This window comes from Streptomyces sp. NPDC020807 (assembly GCF_040641575.1).
In the GTDB taxonomy this organism is placed as follows: Bacteria; Actinomycetota; Actinomycetes; order Streptomycetales; family Streptomycetaceae; genus Streptomyces.
On record NZ_JBFADU010000011.1, the window covers coordinates 177409 to 196762 of the forward strand.

The 19354-nt window shown below is 72.6% G+C and carries 20 protein-coding genes; 13 read left to right on the forward strand and 7 right to left on the reverse strand.

The window, feature by feature from the left end:
* Nucleotides 1–2: 2 nt before the first annotated feature.
* The 3 genes from AB0G79_RS18875 to AB0G79_RS18885 all read right to left on the reverse strand — a co-directional run bounded on the left by AB0G79_RS18875 (nt 3) and on the right by AB0G79_RS18885 (nt 2379).
* On the reverse strand, nt 3–269 hold the full coding sequence (locus AB0G79_RS18875; protein WP_360807732.1) for a hypothetical protein: 267 nt from the start codon (nt 267–269) through the stop codon (nt 3–5).
* A complete protein-coding gene (locus AB0G79_RS18880) occupies nt 266–838 on the reverse strand; it encodes an RNA polymerase sigma factor (protein ID WP_360807734.1) in 573 nt (190 codons plus the stop codon). Before AB0G79_RS18880 ends, AB0G79_RS18875 begins: the two co-directional genes overlap by 4 nt.
* A 200-nt stretch (nt 839–1038) precedes the next feature.
* Nucleotides 1039–2379, reverse strand: coding sequence for a tetratricopeptide repeat protein (locus AB0G79_RS18885; protein ID WP_360807736.1), 1341 nt, complete (start codon nt 2377–2379; stop codon nt 1039–1041).
* 177 nt (nt 2380–2556) lie between these two features.
* Here AB0G79_RS18885 and AB0G79_RS18890 point away from each other — a divergent pair, with 177 nt between their 5' ends.
* The 9 genes from AB0G79_RS18890 (at nt 2557) to AB0G79_RS18930 (ending at nt 10603) form a co-directional block, all read left to right on the forward strand.
* Complete coding sequence (locus AB0G79_RS18890) at nt 2557–3891, forward strand: M64 family metallopeptidase (RefSeq protein ID WP_360807738.1); 1335 nt, start codon at nt 2557–2559, stop codon at nt 3889–3891.
* A gap of 88 nt (nt 3892–3979) precedes the next feature.
* Nucleotides 3980–5260: an alpha/beta fold hydrolase gene (locus AB0G79_RS18895; RefSeq protein WP_360807740.1), complete on the forward strand. Its 1281-nt coding sequence runs from the start codon at nt 3980–3982 to the stop codon at nt 5258–5260.
* Between the two features lie 9 nt (nt 5261–5269).
* Nucleotides 5270–5902, forward strand: a complete 633-nt coding sequence (locus tag AB0G79_RS18900) for an MBL fold metallo-hydrolase (RefSeq protein WP_360807742.1) — start codon at nt 5270–5272, stop codon at nt 5900–5902.
* Between the two features lie 37 nt (nt 5903–5939).
* A complete protein-coding gene (locus AB0G79_RS18905; protein WP_360807744.1) occupies nt 5940–6719 on the forward strand; it encodes an exodeoxyribonuclease III in 780 nt (259 codons plus the stop codon).
* A gap of 97 nt (nt 6720–6816) precedes the next feature.
* Nucleotides 6817–7269 carry a DUF6278 family protein gene (locus tag AB0G79_RS18910; protein ID WP_360807746.1) on the forward strand — a complete coding sequence of 151 codons (453 nt, stop codon included), beginning with the start codon at nt 6817–6819 and terminating at the stop codon, nt 7267–7269.
* Between the two features lie 140 nt (nt 7270–7409).
* Nucleotides 7410–8156 carry an amino acid ABC transporter ATP-binding protein gene (locus tag AB0G79_RS18915; protein ID WP_360807748.1) on the forward strand — a complete coding sequence of 249 codons (747 nt, stop codon included), beginning with the start codon at nt 7410–7412 and terminating at the stop codon, nt 8154–8156.
* A gap of 13 nt (nt 8157–8169) precedes the next feature.
* Nucleotides 8170–9087, forward strand: a complete 918-nt coding sequence (locus tag AB0G79_RS18920; RefSeq protein WP_360807750.1) for a glutamate ABC transporter substrate-binding protein — start codon at nt 8170–8172, stop codon at nt 9085–9087.
* Nucleotides 9088–9104: 17 nt separating this feature from the next.
* A complete protein-coding gene (locus tag AB0G79_RS18925) occupies nt 9105–9749 on the forward strand; it encodes an amino acid ABC transporter permease (protein WP_360807752.1) in 645 nt (214 codons plus the stop codon).
* Entirely contained in the window at nt 9746–10603 is an 858-nt protein-coding gene (locus AB0G79_RS18930; protein WP_360807754.1) for an amino acid ABC transporter permease, read from the forward strand. Before AB0G79_RS18925 ends, AB0G79_RS18930 begins: the two co-directional genes overlap by 4 nt.
* A 38-nt stretch (nt 10604–10641) precedes the next feature.
* Here AB0G79_RS18930 and AB0G79_RS18935 read toward each other — a convergent pair whose 3' ends face one another.
* Complete coding sequence (locus AB0G79_RS18935; RefSeq protein WP_360807756.1) at nt 10642–12189, reverse strand: alpha/beta fold hydrolase; 1548 nt, start codon at nt 12187–12189, stop codon at nt 10642–10644.
* Nucleotides 12190–12283: 94 nt separating this feature from the next.
* The gene (locus tag AB0G79_RS18940) at nt 12284–12643 is read right to left on the reverse strand and encodes a hypothetical protein (protein ID WP_360807758.1); all 360 of its coding nucleotides are present in this window, start codon (nt 12641–12643) and stop codon (nt 12284–12286) included.
* A gap of 167 nt (nt 12644–12810) precedes the next feature.
* On the opposite strand from AB0G79_RS18940, the gene AB0G79_RS18945 reads away from it, so the two are divergent.
* The gene (locus tag AB0G79_RS18945; protein WP_360807791.1) at nt 12811–14064 is read left to right on the forward strand and encodes a cytochrome P450; all 1254 of its coding nucleotides are present in this window, start codon (nt 12811–12813) and stop codon (nt 14062–14064) included.
* Here AB0G79_RS18945 and AB0G79_RS18950 read toward each other — a convergent pair.
* On the reverse strand, nt 14015–14761 hold the full coding sequence (locus tag AB0G79_RS18950; protein WP_360807760.1) for a hypothetical protein: 747 nt from the start codon (nt 14759–14761) through the stop codon (nt 14015–14017). The genes AB0G79_RS18945 and AB0G79_RS18950 overlap by 50 nt on opposite strands.
* A gap of 124 nt (nt 14762–14885) precedes the next feature.
* Here AB0G79_RS18950 and ggt point away from each other — a divergent pair, with 124 nt between their 5' ends.
* On the forward strand, nt 14886–16712 hold the full coding sequence (gene ggt, locus AB0G79_RS18955; protein WP_360807761.1) for a gamma-glutamyltransferase: 1827 nt from the start codon (nt 14886–14888) through the stop codon (nt 16710–16712).
* Nucleotides 16713–16725: 13 nt separating this feature from the next.
* Here the strand turns inward: ggt and map are convergent, their stop codons facing one another.
* The gene (map, locus tag AB0G79_RS18960; protein ID WP_360807763.1) at nt 16726–17493 is read right to left on the reverse strand and encodes a type I methionyl aminopeptidase; all 768 of its coding nucleotides are present in this window, start codon (nt 17491–17493) and stop codon (nt 16726–16728) included.
* 52 nt (nt 17494–17545) lie between these two features.
* Here map and AB0G79_RS18965 point away from each other — a divergent pair, with 52 nt between their 5' ends.
* Both AB0G79_RS18965 and AB0G79_RS18970 read left to right on the forward strand, forming a co-directional pair.
* Nucleotides 17546–17797 (forward strand): helix-turn-helix transcriptional regulator, encoded by a 252-nt coding sequence (locus tag AB0G79_RS18965; protein WP_360807765.1) that lies wholly within the window; start codon nt 17546–17548, stop codon nt 17795–17797.
* A gap of 268 nt (nt 17798–18065) precedes the next feature.
* Nucleotides 18066–19235 (forward strand): alginate lyase family protein, encoded by a 1170-nt coding sequence (locus AB0G79_RS18970; RefSeq protein ID WP_360807793.1) that lies wholly within the window; start codon nt 18066–18068, stop codon nt 19233–19235.
* Nucleotides 19236–19354: the final 119 nt, after the last annotated feature.

Here is a 19354-nt window from a genome sequence, read left to right on the forward strand (position 1 = left end):
CTCTACGGCCCCGTCGTCAGCCGGCACACCCCGTCCTCGCAGCTCCGCTTCAGCCGCCCCCGCGAGACCGTCTGGACCAGGCCGACCATCCAGCAGGTCGGACAGCCCCGGAAGGCGATCAGCGCGAGCGGGGCGAGCAGCAGGGAGCCCGGCCCGACGGCCGGGAGCAGCGCGAAGGCGGCGGCGACCAGACCGAAGCCGACCGCGCCCCGCGCGAGGTGGCGCGGCACGGACGCGCTGGCGAAGTCCCCGGATCCGGACCGGTTCACGCGGCACCTCCCACGGGCGGTTCGACGGCCTCCCGCAGCGCGGCACGCGCGCGGTGGAGACGGGACTTCATCGCCGGGGTGCTCAGCCCCAGCGCCTGCGCGACGGCCCGGCCCGGCAGCCCCTGCACGTCCCGCATGACCAGGACCTGCCGCTGGTCGCGGGGGAGCGCGGCGATCGCCGCGGCGATCCGCTCCGCGTCGAGGCGGCGCAGCACCGCCTCCTCGGCGGAGGGCTCCTCCGGGGCGTACGCCTCCGCCGACGCGTCCGACGCTCCCTCACGCGCGCGCGTGGCGAGCAGTCTCACGTGCCGCAGGCACTCGTTCCGGACGATCCGGAACATCCAGGAGGCCAGCGCGCCCGTGGCCCGCAGCGTGCCGATCTTCCGGTAGAGGATGATCAGCGCCTCCTGCGCCGCGTCCTCCGCGTCCTGCGGCGAGGCGCACAGCGACAGGGCGAACTTCCGCACATGGGGCTGCGACTCCATGACGACGGTGGTGAGCGAGGTGACGTCGCCGTCCTGAGCGGCCCTGATCAGCCGCTCGTCCGGCCACGTGAAACGTGTGGTCATCTCTCCTCGTCCCTACCGGGAGCCCTGGCGGAAGCGGCGCGAGAGGTGCCAGGCGCACGCCCCCACGAGCAGGGCTCCGACGACGACGATGCCCGTGACCATCATGGGTGTCTCCTCAGGTTCCGCCGGCCCCGCGGGGCCGGGCGTCTCGATGTCACGGACAAGAGGGGCCCCGCCGCGAAAAGGATTCACCCCGGCTGTCACAGGGGCGGCTGGGCGGGCGCGGGCCCGAGCGTCGTGCTGCCGGCCGTGCGGTGGCCGAGGCCCGTGCGGTACGCGTCGAGCGCCGCCTCCACCCGGCCGGTGCGGCGCAGCAGGTCTCCCAGGAGCCGGCACAGGTCGGCGAGGTCCCCCGCGGCCCCCGCGCGTTCGAGGAGGCTCATCGCACGGACGTAGTGCTCCTCGGCGGCCTCGGTGTCGCGGGCGTCCTCGGCGATGATGCCGAGCAGCCGGTGCGCGGCGGCGGCGTGGACCGCGCCGCGTTCGGGGGACAGGGCTCCGAGGACCTCGCGGAGGAGCTCCGCCGCCTCCTCCGACCGGCCGCGCCGGTGCAGCACGTCGGCGAGCTCGACGGTCACCTGGCTGCTGTAGAGGGCGGCCCGGCGGGAGGACAGCATGGCCCGGGCGGCGCGCAGCTCCTCCTCGGCCCGCGCGAGGTCGCCGTTCTGCGCGTACACGTACCCCCGCATCCAGCGGCAGTTGGCCAGTTCGGTGCGGATCTCCAGCTGGCGGTACATCTCGGCGGCCTTGGCGAGCGAGGCGTCGGCCTCGGCGATCCTGCCCTCGGCGAGCAGCGTGCGGGCGACCGACCGGTGCATGCGGGCGATGAGGGCCGGGTCCCCGGCCTGCGGGGCGAGGGCGAGCGCCAGTTCGGCGGCCTGCGCGGCGCGCGCCTGGGCACCCATGTCCATGTAGGGGCCGATCGCGGCGGTGTAGAGCAGGAGCAGCGCGTCGGGGTCGTGCAGCCCGGCGAGGTTGAGCTCGTCGAGGGTGGACTCCAGGAGGTAGACGGCGTACCGGAGTTCGCCCGCGAGGTAGTGCGCGACGGCGCGGCCGCGCCGGGCCGGGACGCGCGCCGGCAGTGAGGCTTCGGCGAGGACCCGCTCGGCGTGCTCGAAGTGGTCGCGGGCGGCCGACAGGTCGCCGGTCTCCAGGTGGCATTCCCCGAGGCCGAGCCGGGCCGTCGCCTGCTCCTCGGGGAGCCCGTGCGTCTCGGCCTCGGCGAGCAGCGCCGCGTACTGGACGGCGGCCCGCTCGGCCTCGCCGTCGGTGAGCGCGCGCTGGGCCTCGGTGAGCCGCAGCCGCAGGTCGGTGGCGAGGCCGGCGGGGCGTCCGGTGGCGAGCTCCTCGTAGGCGACGCCGAGCCGGTCGGCGAGGTGGTGCAGCGCCTCGTCGGAGGGGCGCACCCGGCCTGCCTCCACGGTGGACACGTAGGCGGGGGTGTAGGCGGGTTCGGCCAGCTGCCGTTGTGTCAGTCCGCGCCGTCGGCGCAGTTCCTGGACCCTGCGGCCGATGGTCTCGGGGTCGTCCCGCTTCGCCATGTGTCCCATCATGCCAGCGCCTCCGCCGCCCGCCCGTGGCGCGAGCGGCGGACGTGACCGCCGTCGCGCTCCCGCGCCCGTCCGCCTCGCGCCCGGGTCTTGTGTCCCGGAGCTCCGAACCCCTAGCTTAAGCGGCTACTTAAGCACAGTTAACTCCCTGCTTTAGAGAGGTTCGTCGTGCCCAGACACGGATCTGCCCGTACACGCTGGATCGCCTCCGCCGGCGCCGCCGTCACCGCCGCGGCCCTCCTCGCCGGGGCGGGCGCGGCCGGCGCGGCCCCCGCCCGCGACACCGCTCCCGGCACCGCGGTCACCCACGAGGTCGAGTACTTCGACGGCCCCGGGTTCCATCCCCGGCACCGGGACGTCCCGGCGGGCGCACCCGCCGGGATCGCCCGCCACCAGTCCTCGACCGCCGCCGACGCCGTCGCCGCGACGGTCACGCCCGTCCAGGAGACCGGCCCCGTCGCCGGACGCCTCGACCTCGTCGTCATGGGCGACGGCTACACCGCCGCACAGCGGGCCGACTTCCGGGCCGACGCGCAGGCCACGCTCGACGCGGTCTTCGCCATCGAGCCGTACGCCAGCTACCGGGGCCTGTTCAACATCTGGCTGGTGGACACCGAGTCCGCCGAGTCCGGCGTCTCCGGCGACCCCATCGCGGACGCCGTGAAGGACACGGCCCTCAGCTCCTACTTCTTCTGCGACGGCATCGAGCGGCTGCTCTGCGTCGACGACGCCAAGGTCACCGCGTACGCCAACCAGGCGCCCGCCTCCGACATCGTCTTCGTCATCGCCAACTCCCCCAAGTACGGCGGCGCGGGCTACAGCTTCTCCCCGCCGCCGGCCGGCGCCTCCTACCGCGGCATCGCGACGATGTCCTCCGACAACGCGAAGTCGTACCTGATAGGCGCGCACGAACTGGGCCACTCGATAGGCGGCCTGGCAGACGAGTACCAGTACGCCGGGTACGGCGCCTACCCGTACAACTCGTCCGGCAGCGCCAACATCTCCGTCACCGCCGACCTCGGCACGAGCAAGTGGTACCGCTGGCTCGGCGAGCAGGACCCCACCGGCTCGACCGTCGGCACCTACGAGGGCGGCGACTACTACGAGACCGGCGTCTACCGCCCGACCGACACCTCGCTCATGCGCAGCCTCGTCTCCACCGACTTCAACCACGTCGGCCGGGAGACGATGATCAAGGGCTTCTACGCGCACGCGGACGCCCTGACCTCCACCGTCCCGACGGGACAGCGGGTCGGCGCGTCCCAGCCCCTCACCGTGAGCCTCGCCCCCGTGACCGGCCTGGCCGGCCTGCGCCTGACCTGGTACGTCGACGGCAAGCAGGTCGCGTCCGCGACCGGAGACCTCTCGGTCACCCCCGCCGAACTCGGCGCCACCCGGAGCGGCCAGCGCGTCACCGCCACCGCGACCGACACCACGGCCGCGGTCCGCGACCCCGCCGTCCGGAACGCGACCGGCAACTCACTCACCTGGCGCGTCCGCTGACCCACCCCGCACGGACCCGGTCGGCCCCGCCCCGGCCGGCCGGGCCCCGGCTTTCCGAACGGCCCCGGGGGATGAGAGGGTCGTGCGGGTGAGTGAGACAAACGTAGACACCCTGCAATACCGCTCGGACGGGCCCGAGGAAGCCCCTGTCCTCGTCCTCGGCCCCTCCCTCGGGACCACGTGGCACATGTGGGACCGGCAGATACCCGAGCTCACGCGTGACTGGCGGGTCGTCCGTTTCGATCTTCCCGGGCACGGTGGCGCGCCGGCCACGCCGTTCACCTCGGTCGCCGAGCTCGGTGACCGGCTGCTCGCCACCCTCGACGAGCTCGGCGTCCAGCGCTTCGGTTACGCGGGCTGCTCCATCGGCGGGGCGGTCGGCCTCGACCTGGCCCTCCGCGCGCCGCACCGGGTGGCCTCGCTGGCCCTGGTCGCGACCTCGCCGCGGTTCGGCACCGCCGACGAGTTCCGGCAGCGCGGGGTCATCGTGCGGACCAACGGCATGGAGCCGATGGCCAGGACCGCGCCCGAGCGGTGGTTCACCCCGGTCTTCGCCGGGGCGCAGCCCGCGATCGTCGACTGGGCCGTGCAGATGGTCCGCACCACCGACCCGGTCTGCTACGTCGCCGCCTGCGAGGCCCTCGCGGTCTTCGACGTCCGTGAGGCCCTCGACCGCGTCGGCGTCCCCGCCCTCGTCGTCGTCGGCTCGGAGGACCGGGTCACCAGCCCGGCCGACGCCCGCACCCTCGTCGCCGGCATCGCCGACGCGCGCCTCGCCGTCGTGCCCGGCGCCTCGCACCTGACGCCCGTCGAGCAGCCCGCCGCCGTCACCGAGCTGCTGACCGAGCACTTCGCGAACAGCGCGCAGGAGCCGAGCGGCACCCTGGCCGTGCCCCCGCCGCCGCCGGTCGTGGCGCCCGTCGCCGCGGCCCCGGGCGCCGAGGCCGAGCCCCCCGCCGAGACCCCCGGCGCCGAACCGGTGGAGGCCCCCCGCCCCGACCCGTACGAGACCGGGCTCGGCCTGCGCCGCGAGGTCCTCGGCGACGCCCACGTCGACCGGGCCCTCGCCGAGGACCCCGACAGCCCCCTCCAGGACCTCCTGACCCGCTACGCCTGGGGCGAGGTCTGGAGCCGCGAGGGCCTCGACCGGCGCACCCGCAGCGTCGTCACCCTGACGGCCCTCGTCGCCGGCGGCCACCGCGAGGCGCTCGCCGACCACACCAGGGCGGCCCTCCGCAACGGCCTCTCGCCCGAGGAACTCCGCGAGATCGTGCTCCACGCGGGCGTGTACTGCGGCTTCCCGGCCGCGGAGACCGCGCTGCGCGTCGTCACCCGGGTCATCCAGGAGGAGACGACCCCGCCCGCGTAATCTGACGGGGTGAAGCTGACGAAGAAGTCCCACGCCTGCGTCCGCCTCGAGAAGGACGGGCGGACGCTCGTCCTCGACCCGGGGATGTTCACCGAGGAGGACGCGGTCCTCGGCGCCGACGCGCTGCTCGTCACCCACGAGCACCCGGACCACTTCGACGAGGGCCGGCTGCGGGCCGCCCTGGAGGCCGACGCGGCCGTCGAGATCTGGACGCTGAAGAGCGTCGCCGACCGGATCTCGGCGGCCTTCCCCGGCCGCGTGCACACCGTCGGCCACGGCGACACGTTCACGGCGGCCGGCTTCGACGTGCACGTCCACGGCGAACTGCACGCCGTCATCCACCCCGACATCCCGCGCATCACCAACGTCGGCTTCCTCGTCGACGGCTCCGTCTTCCACCCCGGCGACGCCCTCACCGTGCCCGACGCGCCCGTGGAGACGCTCCTCCTCCCCGTCATGGCCCCCTGGAGCAAGATCTCCGAGGTCATCGACTACGTCCGCGAGGTCGGGCCCCAGCGGGCGTACGACATCCACGACGCCCTCCTCACCGACCTCGCCCGCCCGATCTACGACAACCAGATCGGCGCCCTGGGCGGAACCGCGCACGCCCGCCTCGCCCCGGGCGAGTCCACGGCGCTCTAGAACGCCTCTGTCGGACCCCGCCAGTAGGCTTGCGTCCATGCGCATCGCCACCTGGAACGTCAATTCGATCACCGCCCGGCTGCCCCGCCTCCTGGCCTGGCTGGAGAGCAGCGGCACCGACGTGCTGTGCATCCAGGAGACCAAGTGCTCCGCCGAGCAGTTCCCCTTCGCGGAGCTGAGCGAGCTGGGGTACGAGGCGGCGGTGAACGCCACGGGCCGGTGGAACGGCGTGGCGCTGCTCTCCCGCGTCGGTCTCGCCGACGTGGTCACCGGCCTGCCGGCCGGCCCGGAGTACGACGCGGTGCAGGAGCCCCGCGCGATCTCCGCGACCTGCGGCCCGGTCCGCCTCTGGTCGGTGTACGTGCCGAACGGCCGCGAGGTGGCCCACGAGCACTACGCGTACAAGCTCCGCTGGCTCGAGGCCCTCAAGGCGGCCGTCGCGGACGACGCCGCGGGGGAGCGGCCCTTCGCCGTCCTCGGCGACTACAACATCGCGCCGACGGACGACGACGTGTGGGACCGCTCGCTCTTCGAGGGCGCCACGCACGTGACGGAGCCGGAGCGGGCGGCGCTCGCGGGCCTGCGCGAGACGGGCCTGAGCGACGTGGTCCCGCGCCCCCTCAAGTACGACCACCCGTACACGTACTGGGACTACCGCATGCTCGCCTTCCCGAAGAACAAGGGCATGCGCATCGACCTGGTCTACGGGAACAAGCCGTTCACCGAGGCCGTCTCGGACAGCTACGTGGACCGCGAGGAGCGCAAGGGCAAGGGCGCCTCGGACCACGCGCCGGTCGTCGTCGACCTCGACGTCTGAACCGACCGTACGGAACAGGCCCTTCCGCTCGGCCGTGCGGAGATCGTTACCGCGTGCCGAGTGGTCGTCCGACAGGTGACGGTGCGAGGCTGCTCGGATGAACATTCCGTTTCTCGACCACTGGCTCAAGCGACACGGGTCCGAACCCTCCGGATCGGTCGACTCCGCCTCGGCCGAGGCCTTCGACCGCGACCCGGAGGGCCGGGCCGAGCTGCTCTCCGAGTGCGAACTGCTGCGCGCCCGCGTCGAGTCGGCCGGGGTGGCCCTCGACGGCACCCCGAGCTCGCTCCAGGAGCTCGACCAGCTGCCGCCCCGCTGGCGCGACGACGCCGAGGAGCTCCCCTCCTTCGGGAACGACGCCGGTCTCTACCTCGGCACCGTGATCGTGCGGAACGTGCCCGGCGCCCGCTGGCGGCTCTCCCCGGACGTCGGCCCGGTCGTCCTGCTCGCCTCCGGCCGCGAGGTCGAGGTCGTCGCGGCCGGACAGGACTGGGCGGCGACGGGCTCGCCCGAGCTCTCCCAGGTGTACGCGGAGACCGCGGAGAACTGAGGCGGGGGAGAACCGCCTCTTCCACCCCTTTGCAGTAAATACGGCTTATTCCCGCTTCATGCGTGTCGCCCTGAAGTCCCTTTTTCCGGTGGATAGTTTGCGCTGACTCGACACCGCTGAGAAATGGGGCAGGGCAGCGTATGGCCGTCGTCGATCCGCTGATCGAACTGCGTGGCGTCAACAAGCACTACGGCGCGCTGCACGTCCTCCAGGACGTGGACCTGACCGTCGGGCGGGGCGAGGTCGTCGTCGTCATCGGCCCCTCCGGCTCCGGAAAGTCCACCCTCTGCCGGGCGATGAACCGCCTGGAGACCATCGAGGCGGGCACGATCGTCATCGACGGACAGCCACTCCCCGAGGAGGGCAAGGCGCTCGCCCGCCTCCGCGCCGAGGTCGGCATGGTCTTCCAGTCCTTCAACCTCTTCGCGCACAAGACCGTGCTCGCCAACGTCTCGCTCGCCCAGGTCAAGGTCCGCAGGCGCGGGAAGGAGGAGGCCGACCGGCGTTCGCGCGAGCTCCTCGACCGCGTCGGACTCGCCGCGCACGCCGAGAAGTACCCCGCCCAGCTCTCCGGCGGCCAGCAGCAGCGCGTGGCCATCGCCCGCGCCCTCGCCATGGACCCCAAGGCGCTCCTCTTCGACGAACCGACCTCGGCCCTCGACCCCGAGATGATCAACGAGGTCCTCGACGTCATGCAGCAACTCGCCCGCGACGGCATGACCATGGTCGTCGTCACCCACGAGATGGGCTTCGCCCGCTCCGCGGCCAACCGGGTCGTCTTCATGGCCGACGGCCGCATCGTCGAGGACCGGACGCCGGAGGAGTTCTTCACGAGCCCGCGCAGCGACCGCGCCAAGGACTTCCTCTCCAAGATCCTCAAGCACTGACCGGGTGGGAACCATGCAGCGTACGCACCGCACCCTGGCCGCGCTCGCCCTGCTGCTCGCCGCGACGACGGCGCTCGGCGGCTGCGGCCGGGAGGGCAGCCCGCCCGTCAAGGGCCCGCAGCCCGACCAACTCCCCGTATACGCCGTCCAGTCCGGCTTCACCCTGCCCGACTCCGCCACCTGGAACCGGGCCAGGAAGCGCGGCAAGCTCGTCGTCGGCGCCAAGGAGGACCAGCCCTACATGGGCGAGAAGGACCCGGCCACCGGCCGCTACTCCGGATTCGACATCGAGATCGCCAGGATGATGGCCGCCTCCCTCGGCTTCGACCCCGCCGGCGTCGACTTCCGCACCATCGCCTCGGCCAACCGCGAGACCGCCCTCCAGAACGGCCAGATCGACTACTACGTCGGCACCTACACCATCAACGACAACCGCAAGAAGCTCGTCGGCTTCGCCGGCCCCTACTACCAGGCGGGCCAGTCCCTCCTGGTCCGCACCGACGAGCACGACATCAACGGGCCCCAGGACCTCGCCGGGAAGCGCGTCTGCTCGGCCGCGGGCTCCACCCCGTACCAGCGGATCGCCAAGGACCATCCCGAGGCCGAACTCGTCGCCTACGACACCTACTCGGTCTGCGTCGACAACCTCCTGACGTACCAGGTCGACGCGGTCACCACGGACGACACCATCCTCATGGGCTACGCCGCCAAGGTCCCCGACGAACTCAAGGTCGTCGGCGAACCGTTCTCCAAGGAGCCGTACGGCATCGGCGTCCCCCACGGGGACACCGCCCTGCGCTTCGCCCTCGACGACGCCCTCGCCGTCCACGAGAAGAACGGCGACTGGAAGAAGGCCTACGACGCCACCCTCGGCCTCTCCGGGGTACCCGCCCCGACCCCGCCGCCCATCGACCGCTACCCGGCCAACTGAGGACGGTCCACGCTGACATGGACGTACTGACAGACAACTTCGCCCTGTACGGAGAGGGATTCCTCGGCACCGTCGAACTCACCGTCTACGCCTCGGTGCTGGCCCTCGTCCTGGGCTTCGTCATGGCCTCCTTCCGGGTCGCGCCCGTGGGATCCTTCCGCGTCTTCGGCACGGTCTGGGTCACCGTCCTGCGGAACACCCCGCTGACCCTGCTCTTCTTCGCCGTCATGCTCGGCCTGCCGCGCTTCGGACTCGTCCTGCCCTTCAAGGTGTTCGCCGTCCTCGCGCTCGGCTGCTACACCTCGGCGTTCATCTGCGAGGCCCTGCGCTCCGGCATCAACACCGTCCCGCGCGGCCAGGGCGAGGCGGCCCGCAGCCTCGGCATGACCTTCACCCAGACCCTGGCCACGGTCGTCCTGCCGCAGGCCTTCCGCACCGTCATCCCGCCGATCGGCTCCACCATCATCGCCCTGGCCAAGAACTCGGCCATCGCCGGCGCCTTCAGCGTCACCGAACTCCTCGGCACCTACAAGACGTTGAGCGAGCTCGGCTACAACATCGTCTGGACCTTCGTCTGGATCGCCGTCGGATACCTCATCATCACCCTCACCATCAGCGCGGTCTTCCACCTCATGGAGAAGCGCTGGGGAGTCGCCCGATGACCGAGTCCACCGCCCTCTACGACATCCCCGGGCCGAACGCCCGGCGACGCCACCTCCTCTACGGCCTCGCGTCCACCGTCGTCATCCTCGCGCTGGTCGGCTGGTTCCTCTACCTCCTCTTCGACACCGGCCAGTTCACCTCCACCAAGTGGTCGCCCTTCCTCTACGAGGGCATCCAGGAGCTGCTCCTCGAAGGGCTCGGCAACACCCTCAAGGCCTTCGCCTACGCCTCGGTGCTCTCGCTCGCGCTCGGCGGGGTCCTCGCCGTGGGCCGGCTCTCCGAGCGCCGCGCGTTCCGCTGGATCTGCACGGTCCTCATCGAGTTCTTCCGCGCGATGCCGGTCCTCGTGATGATCTTCTTCATCTTCGTGGCGCTCAAGGTGCAGCCGCTGCCCGCGCTCGTCGCCGGACTGACCCTCTACAACGGCTCGGTGCTCGCCGAGGTCTTCCGCACCGGCATCCACGCCGTCGCCCGGGGCCAGGGTGAGGCAGCGTACGCCCTCGGCATGCGCAAGACCCAGGTCATGACGTACGTCCTCGTGCCGCAGGCCGTCCGCGCGATGCTGCCCGCCATCATCAGCCAGCTCGTGGTCGCCCTCAAGGACACCTCGCTCGGATTCCTCATCACCTACGAGGAGTTCCTCCACGCCGGGAAGCTCATCGCGTCCAACCTCGACTACGACCTGCCGTTCATCCCCGTCGTGCTCGTCATCTCACCGATCTACATCGGGATGTGCATGCTGCTCTCCTGGTTCGCCACCTGGGTGGCCAGGCGGGAGCGCCACAGCCCGAAGACGAAGGCCGTGGACGTCGCTCCGGCCGAACCGGGAACGCTGCTGCCGGGAGCGCAGTAGCTGGTGTGAGGCCCTGCCCGCCCGGCAGCAGCCGGAGATCACTCCTTCCGCAGCGGTACCGACACGTACGAGGGGTCGGCCGACGGGGAGGAGAAGGTCAGCTGCGCGCCGGTCGGGTTGTGCTCGATGTAGAGCGGGTCGACGGTGTCGACGACGAGCGCGAGCCGGTGACCGGCCGGGACGTCGTACGACGTGGAGAACAGCTCCAGATCGACGCCGAAGGGCTGCCCCGGGGCCTTCCCGTGGAAGGTGTACGGGGCGTTGCTCACCAGCTTGCCCACGCCGAGCGGGCCCACGTCGTAGAGGTACGCGACGAAGGTGCCGCTCTCCTTCGTGGGGGTCACCGTGGTGTGCACCCTCGCCGTGCCGCGCACCTTCTGCTCCGTGTCGTAGCGCTCCGACTGCCAGACGGCGGCGACGGCGCGGTTGAGGAAGGGCACGGAGACGGTCGGCGGGGTCCGGAAGAGCTGGTCCAGGAGGTTGGTGAGGAGGGTGACGCCGCCGTTGGCGCCGGAGTCCACGTTCGCCCAGAGGTGCTCGCTGTCGCCGAGGGCGAACTTCCGCTGGTTCGCGTGGACGGACTTCCAGTCCGCGTACCCCTCGTACTCCCCGGTGGAGCGCGACTTCAGCTGGACGGGCTGCTCCCGGTCGATGCCGTTGTCGACGCCCTTGAGGTAGTGGTCGAACCAGCGGCGGGTACTGTCCCAGGTGTCGTTGGGCAGCCCGAAGAGACCGGTGGCCTCGGCGGTGGCGTGGTCGCCGGGCCGGAACTCCAGGCGCTTGGGACCGGTGAGCTTCTCGTAGAAGCTCGCGTACTGGTTGGGCGGGAAGATGGTGTCGCCCCAGGCGTTGCCGAGCATGACGGCGGCACCGTTGGCGTTGATCCGGTCCAGGTGGGTGGCGGGGGACCGTTTCCGGCCCCAGGCGATCATCTCGTCCTCCTTGTCGAGGTTCGACGAGAGGAAGTCGTCCAGGACCTCCCGCAGTTCGGGCCCGGGCCGGCCCGTCAGGTACCCGGCGCCGCCGAGCAGCGCGGCGGCCTGGAGGTGCTGGGTCCGCCCGCTGTAGATGGACTCGATGAGGTCGCCCCACCCGCTGAGCGCTGCGACGGCCTTGACCCGGGGGTCGTGCGCGGCGGCGAGGAGACTGATGCCGGCCCCGTACGACACCCCGGCCATGCCGACGCGTTCGGCGTCGGCGGGCGTGTGGGCGAGGGCCCAGTCGACCACCTTGGCGGCGTCGGCGACGTCCTTCGGCCCGGCGGTCTCGATCTCGCCGCCGGACTCCCAGAAGCCGCGCGAGTTGTAACTCACCACGACATAGCCGGAGTCGGCGAGCTGGATCGCCGGGACGAGGTACTCGATCCGGGGCATGGCCCAGCTGGTCGGGAGCACGATCACGGGGTAGCGCCTGCTGCCGTCGGCTCCGGCCGGCGTGATGACGTTCGCCTTGAGGACGGTCCCGCCGTCCCCGACGATGTCGACGAACCGGACACCGACCTCGTCCGCCTGCGCGACGGGCGCGAACCCGACCGCCGCCCCGGCCACGAGAGCGGCCGAGACGGCGAGGGCAAGAGATGTGCGCACGGGGGCACTCCTCACTGGGGGGTCACTGATGGGGGGCAGTGAAAGTGACCCGACGGTAACCGGAGCGCCGTACCCGTGGTAACCAGTCGGTAAGTTACGCGCCGGTAACGATTGGCGGAGTATCGCCGTCGAGGTGGCGGGCGGCCTCCTCATGGGCCTGGAGGGCTTCGGAGAGCAGGCGGAGCCCGCCCGGCTCGTCGGGGGCGATGCGCCGGGCCGCCTCCACGGCCTCGGCCAGGAGGGCGAGCACCGCCTTCGCGTCGGTCGCGAGCACACTCCTGGTCCGACACTCCAGCAGCGCCGCCACCAGCCTCGGCAGGTACGCCGCCGGGCTCACCGTCGCCAGGACGCGGTAGGCCGTGACCTCCTCCCACCAGCTCGGTGGTTCCGAGCCGAGGAGCAGTACGCGCGCCCGCAGCACCGCGTCCTGGCCGAACTTCTCCGTGTTCCCCATGTGCCTCCTGTTCGCCGTGTGATGCACGACGGAGATCTTCGGGGGCGGGGGAGGGGTCGGACAAGGCTCTCGAACTGTGCCTTCCGTCCTACGAAAACCGGCTCTGACCTGTCATGATGGGAGCGTCTTAACCCCTGGGCGGGCTCTGGCGGGAGGCGCGAGGCGTGGTGGTGGGCGCGAGTGGGGTTCCCGACGTCTTCGATCCCCGGATCTACGCGGCCGGCATTCCGCACGACCGGTTCCGACTGCTGCGCCAGCACGCGCCCGTGGTGTGGCAGCGGGAGACCGAGGTGCTCGGCTGGGCCGCGGGGCCCGGGTTCTGGGCCGTCACCCGGCACGCCGACGTCGTGCGCGTGCTCAAGGACGCGGAGACGTACTCCTCGCACCTCGGCGCCACGCAGATCCGCGATCCCGACCCCGCCGACCTGCCCTTCATCCGTCGCATGATGCTCAATCAGGACCCGCCGCAGCACGGGCGCCTGCGTCGGCTCGTCAGTCGGGCCTTCACGCCGGGGCGGATCGAGCGGTTCGCCGTGACCGCGCGGGAGCGGGCGGCGAGACTGCTCGCCGACGCCGTCGCGAGCGGCGAGACCGACCTCGTCCGGGCCGTCACCGACGACTACGCGCTCCTCAACCTGACCGACCTCCTCGGGGTGCCCGCGAGCGACCGGGGGCTCCTGCACGCCTGGACCGAGCGGGTCATCGCCTACCAGGACCCCGACGAGCCGCCCGTCCTCGGGGCCGACGGGCGACCCGTCAACCCCCGTTCCCCCGCCATGCTCGCCGAGATGTTCGCGTACGCCCAGGAGCTCGCCGCGTACAAGCGCGAGCACCCCGCGGACGACGTCATGACCTCCCTCGCCACCTCCGAACTCGCCGACGCCGAGCTGGAGATGTTCTTCTTCCTGCTCACCGTCGCCGGGAACGACACCGTGCGCTCCGCAGCCCCCGGCGGGCTGCTCGCCCTCGCCGGGAACCCGGAGGAGCAGCGGAGGCTGTGGAGCGGAGGGGTGGACACGGGTACGGCCGTGGACGAGCTCCTCCGCGTCCACCCGCCCGTGCTCTCCTTCCGCCGCACGGCCGCGCGGGACACCGTGCTCGCCGGCCAGGAGATCCGCGCGGGTGACAAGGTCGTCGTCTTCCACGCCTCCGCCAACCACGACGAACGCGTCTTCGCCGACCCCCACCGCCTCGACCTGGCCCGCACCCCGAACCCGCACGTCTCCTTCGGGGACGGCCCGCACGTCTGCCTCGGCGCGCACTTCGCCCGGCTCCAGCTCCGCGTGCTGTACGAGGAGACCCGGGCCTCCTGCGCCGGCCTCCGCCTCGCGGGCCCGCCCCGGCGCCTCGTCTCCAACTTCATCAACGGGATCAAGTCGCTGCCGGTGCGGATGTCGCCGAGTCCGCGGGCGCGGGCGTGAGCGCGGCCCGCGTGACGTCGGCGACCAGCTCCACCACGTCGGGGCCGTACGCCTGCGTGTTGAGCACCTTCAGAAGCAGCACGAACGACCCCGAGCGGTGGGTCCGCGCCAACTTCTCGTGGTGGCGCGCCAGATAGCGGGTCGCCGCCTGGTTGGTGATCGCGCGCTGCCCGCAGAAGAGGAAGACCGGGCGGCCGCCCTCCCCGGCGGTCAGCCGGGCAAGGATCACGTACTCGGAGACGCCCTTCTCCATGAGGTAGCGCTCGCCGCCGACGGTGATGGACCCCCGGACCTCGGAGGGCTGCACGTCCACGTTCATCGTCACGCCGGGGAGGAGCGTGGAGAGGTGGGCGGCGGTACGGCGATTCGAGTACGGCCCGCCGACGCAGAACTCCGTGCGGTCGCCGAAGCCCTGGTGCGCCGTGTCGTGCGGCAGGATGCGGGCCTGCGCCCCGCAGTCCTTGACCAGCGCGGAGAGTTCGAGCAGCGCGAAGACGTCGAAGCGGTGCACGACGTTGTCCCCACCGGCCTCACGGTTCACCACGAGCAGGCACTCCGAGCCGCCCGGCAGCCCGAAGAACGCCTGCTTGCGCCGCAGCCTGCGCCGCCAGAGGTGGGTACGGGCCAGCCAGCCGAAGGAGCCGCTGATCCCGGTCGCCAGGACCCCGAGCACGATGTTCCGCACGTCTTCGTTCACGGTCGCGCATGCTAGCGACCGAACGGCCCTCCGTTCGAGCCCCGTGCCGTCGCTTCGAGGCGGTCCTGACGTTTCGCGTGCGGGAAGTTACGCTGCGCGGACGGTCGTTGACTGGAGGTTGGGAATGCGTCGCTCCGCCGCTGGGAAGGTCTCTTTACTCGCCGTCACGGCGACGGTGCTCTCGCTGGGGGCCGCAGCGCCCCCGGCGCCCCCGGCGCCCCCGGCGCCCCCGGAGTCCGCGCCACCGGCCCTCGCGAAGGTCCCCGTCGCCGTCGGCTACGGGGGCGCCGTGGCCAGCGTCGACGCCGACGCCTCGGCCGCCGGTGTCGAGGTGCTCCGCAAGGGCGGCAACGCCGTCGACGCGGCCGTCGCCGTCGCGGCGGCCCTCGGCGTCACCGAGCCGTACTCCGCGGGCATCGGGGGCGGCGGCTACTTCGTCTACTACGACGCCAAGAGCCGCACGGTCCACACCGTCGACGGCCGCGAGACCGCACCGTCCTCCGCCGGCCCCGGCCTCTTCCAGGAGAACGGCGTCCCCATCCCCTTCGACCAGGGCCAGACCAGCGGCCTCGGCGTCGGCACCCCCGGCACCCCGGCCACCTGGAAGACCGTCCTCGACGCCTGGGGCAGCAAGCGGCTCTCCGCGCTCCTCGCACCCGCCGAGCGGCTCGCCCGCGACGGCTTCACCGTCGACGCCACCTTCCGCGCCCAGACCGCCGCCAACGAGGCCCGCTTCCGCGACTTCCCGGCGACCACCGAACTCTTCCTCCCCGGCGGGCAGTTGCCCGTCGTCGGCTCGGTCTTCAAGAACCCCGACCTGGCCCGTACGTACGAGACCCTCGGCCGTGAGGGTGTCGGCGCGCTGTACGAGGGCCCGCTCGCCCGGGACATCGTCGACACCGTCCGTACGCCCCCGGTCCGCGAAGGCGCCACGCGCGTCGTCCGACCCGGCGACCTGACGGAGCGTGATCTCGCCGCGTACCACACCGAGTTCCGCAAGCCGACTAAGCTCGCGTACCGGGGGCTCGACGTCTACGGCATGGCCCCCTCCTCCTCCGGCGGTACGAGCGTGGGCGAGGCGCTCAACATCCTGGAGGGCACCGACCTCTCCGCCGCCACCGAGGCCGCCTACCTCCACCGGTACATCGAGGCCAGCCGGATCGCCTTCGCCGACCGCGGCCGCTGGGTCGGCGACCCGGCCTTCGAGCCGGTGCCGACCAAGGGCCTCCTCTCCCAGCGGTACGCCGACTCGCGGGCCTGCCTCATCCGGGACGACGCCGTCCTGACCAGCCCGCTCGCCCCCGGTGACCCGGCGAACCCGGTGCCGTGCGCGAGCGGCGGGACGGCCGCCCCGACCACGTACGAGGGGGAGAACACCACCCACCTGACCGTCGCCGACAAGTGGGGCAACACCGTCGCCTACACCCTCACCATCGAGTCCACCGGCGGCAGCGGCATCACCGTCCCGGGCCGGGGCTTCCTGCTCAACAACGAGCTGACCGACTTCTCCTTCGCCCCGGCCAACCCCGCCGTCCACGACCCGAACCTCCCCGGCCCCGGCAAGCGGCCCCGCTCGTCGATCTCCCCGACGATCGTCCTCGACGACCGCGACCGGCCGGTACTCGCCCTCGGCTCCCCGGGCGGCGCGACCATCATCACCACCGTCCTCCAGACCCTCACCGGGGTCGTCGACCGCGGCCTCCCGCTCGTCGACGCCATCGCCGCGCCCCGCGCCAGCCAGCGCAACCAGGCCACGACCGAGCTCGAACCCGGCCTGTGGAACAGCCCGCTGAGGGTCGAGCTGGAGGCGATCGGGCACGGCTTCCGGCAGAACCCGGAGATCGGCGCCGCAACCGGCGTGCAGCGTCTGCCCGACGGCCGGTGGGTCGCCGCGGCGGAGACGGTCCGCAGGGGCGGCGGCTCGGCGATGGTCGTCCGGCCGGCGCCGTGACGCCGGCCGGACCCTAGAGTGCGGTGAGCACGCGCGGCCCGTCGTCGGTGATCGCGACCGTGTGCTCGGCGTGCGACGCGCGCGAGCCGTCCACCGTGCGGACCGTCCAGCCGTCGCCCGCCGTGAAGTGGTCGTCCGTGCCGCCGCCGATGAGCATCGGCTCGATCGCGAGCACCATGCCGTGCCGCAGCCTCATGCCCCGGCCCGGGCGCCCCTCGTTGGGGACGCCCGGGTCCTCGTGCATGCTCCGGCCCACGCCGTGGCCGCCGAAGCCGTCCGGGATTCCGTACCCCGCCCGCCGGCAGACCCGCCCGATCGCGTGCGCGATGTCGCCGATCCGGTTTCCGACGACGGCCGCCGCGATGCCGGCCTCCAGGGCCTCCTCGGCGGCGGCGACGAGCCGCGTGTCCTCCGGCCGGGCGCGGCCCACCGTGAAGCTGATCGCCGAGTCGCCGACCCAGCCGTCGAGCGTCGCCCCGCAGTCCACCGAGAGCAGGTCGCCGTCGGCGAGCCGGGTGTCGCCGGGGACGCCGTGCACGATCGCGTCGTTCACCGACAGGCAGACGACGGCGGGGAAGGGCACCGGCGCCCATTCCGGCCGGTAGCCGAGGAAGGGCGATCCGGCCCCCGCCTCCGCCAGGACCTCCCTGGCCACGCGGTCCAGCTCGGTCAGTGCGACGCCGGGCGCCGCCTTCTCCCTCACGGCCGCGAGGGCGCGGGCCACGACCCGCCCCGCCTCACGCATGGCCGCCAGGTTCTCGTTCGTCTTGATCTCCACCATGACCCATTACTATACCGGTATAAAAATGGGGCGGCGGTATTAGTATGGGGGCATGGTGCGAACCCCCCTGACCCCCGAAGAGCGCGAGCGCGGCGAGCGCCTCGGCCTCCTGCTGCGCGCGGCGCGCGGCGAGCGGTCCATGGTCGAGATCGCCGCGGCGGCCGGACTCTCCGCCGAGACCCTCCGCAAGATCGAGACGGGCCGGGCCCCCACCCCGGCCTTCTTCACCGTCGCGGCCCTCGCCGGCGTCCTCGAACTGTCCATGGACGAGCTCGTCGCACTCTGCGTCCCCCTCCCGGCCTGACCCTCCCCGCCCGATCCCTCCCGGCCACCCCTGGGCGGCCGGAGCGCCGGGAGACCGGAGGACCGGGGCGGCCGGAGTGTCGGGGGCGAGGAGCCGGGGCGGCGCCCGGGCGGTCCACTGCCCGGCGTAGTACGGGATGCGCGCGCGGGCGGCCCGCGCCAGCGTGGATCCCGTGCACCCACGCCCACGCCCACGCCGAAGCCCGCGCCCCTGCCGGAGCCCGCTCCCGCGCTCCCGCCGCCGTCTCGCCGCCCTGCTCGGCCCGCTGCTGCTCCTCGGCACGGCCTGCGGCACGGACGCCGACGCCCCCGCGGCCGTCGAGCAGCCCCGCTCCGTCGCCCCCGACACCTTCCGCCACCCCGGCGTCCTCGTCGGCGGCGCGCAGCTGGCCGCCGTGCGCCGCCGGGTCGCAGCGGGGGAGGAGCCCTGGGCCTCCGCGTACCGGGCGATGGGCGACAGCCCGTACGCGGACCTCGACTACACCCCGCACCCGGCCAGGATCGTCGCCTGCGCCTCGAACGCCGGGACGCAGGCCTGCGTCTCCGAGCGAGAGGACGCCATCGCCGCCTACACCCACGCCCTCATGTGGTCGATCTCCGGCCGGGCCGCGCACGCCGAGAAGGCCGTCGAGATCATGGACGCCTGGTCGAAGACGGTGAAGGAGCACACCCGCGACGACGCCGACCTCCAGACCGCCTGGTCCGGCTCCTCCTGGGCGCGCGCCGCGGAGATCGTCCACGCCGGATACCCGGCGTGGGGCGGGCCGGAGGTGCAGCGGTTCAAGTGGATGCTCCGCAAGGCGTATCTGCCCGCCGTCAGCGCCGAGGTGGCCGACTACAACGGCAATTGGGAACTGGCCATGACGGACGCGGCCATCGGCATGGCCGTCTTCCTCGAAGACCGCACGGTCTTCGAGGAGTCCGTACGCCGCTTCAGGGCGCGAGTCCCCGCCTACTTCTACCTCTCCTCCGACGGGGCCCTGCCCAAGCCCCCGCCCGGCGGCACCATCGACACGGCCGACGAGCTGGCCACGTACTGGTTCGGGCAGCGGACGTACGCCGACGGCATCGGCCAGGAGACCTGCCGCAACTTCATGCACATCGGGTACTCGCTCGCCGCCACCGCCCACATCGCCGAGACCGCCTGGCACCAGGGCCTCGACCTCTATCGCGAGGAGGCCGAACGGATCCGCGCGGCACTGGAGTTCCACGCCCGCTACCAGCTCGGCGAGACCGCGCCCAAGTGGCTCTGCGGGGGCAAGGTCGAGCGCACGATGGGCCCCGACGTCGAGGTCGCGCTCAACCACCTCGAAGGCCGGATGGGGATGAAGCTCCCGCAGACCGCGAAACTCGCCGCGAGCCAGCGGCCGGGCGGCACGGACGACCTCTTCGTCGCCTGGGAGACCCTCACGCACGCCTCCAACCCGACCCCGGCTTGAGCGCGGCCGGCACTCGCCTGGGGAGTGTGTCGAAAGTGGCGTCGTCTGCCCGGAGGGCAGGCCCGGCGGTGTCCGGTGCGTGCGATCGCAAGGCGGAGGGTCGCCCCGATACTGGGTGT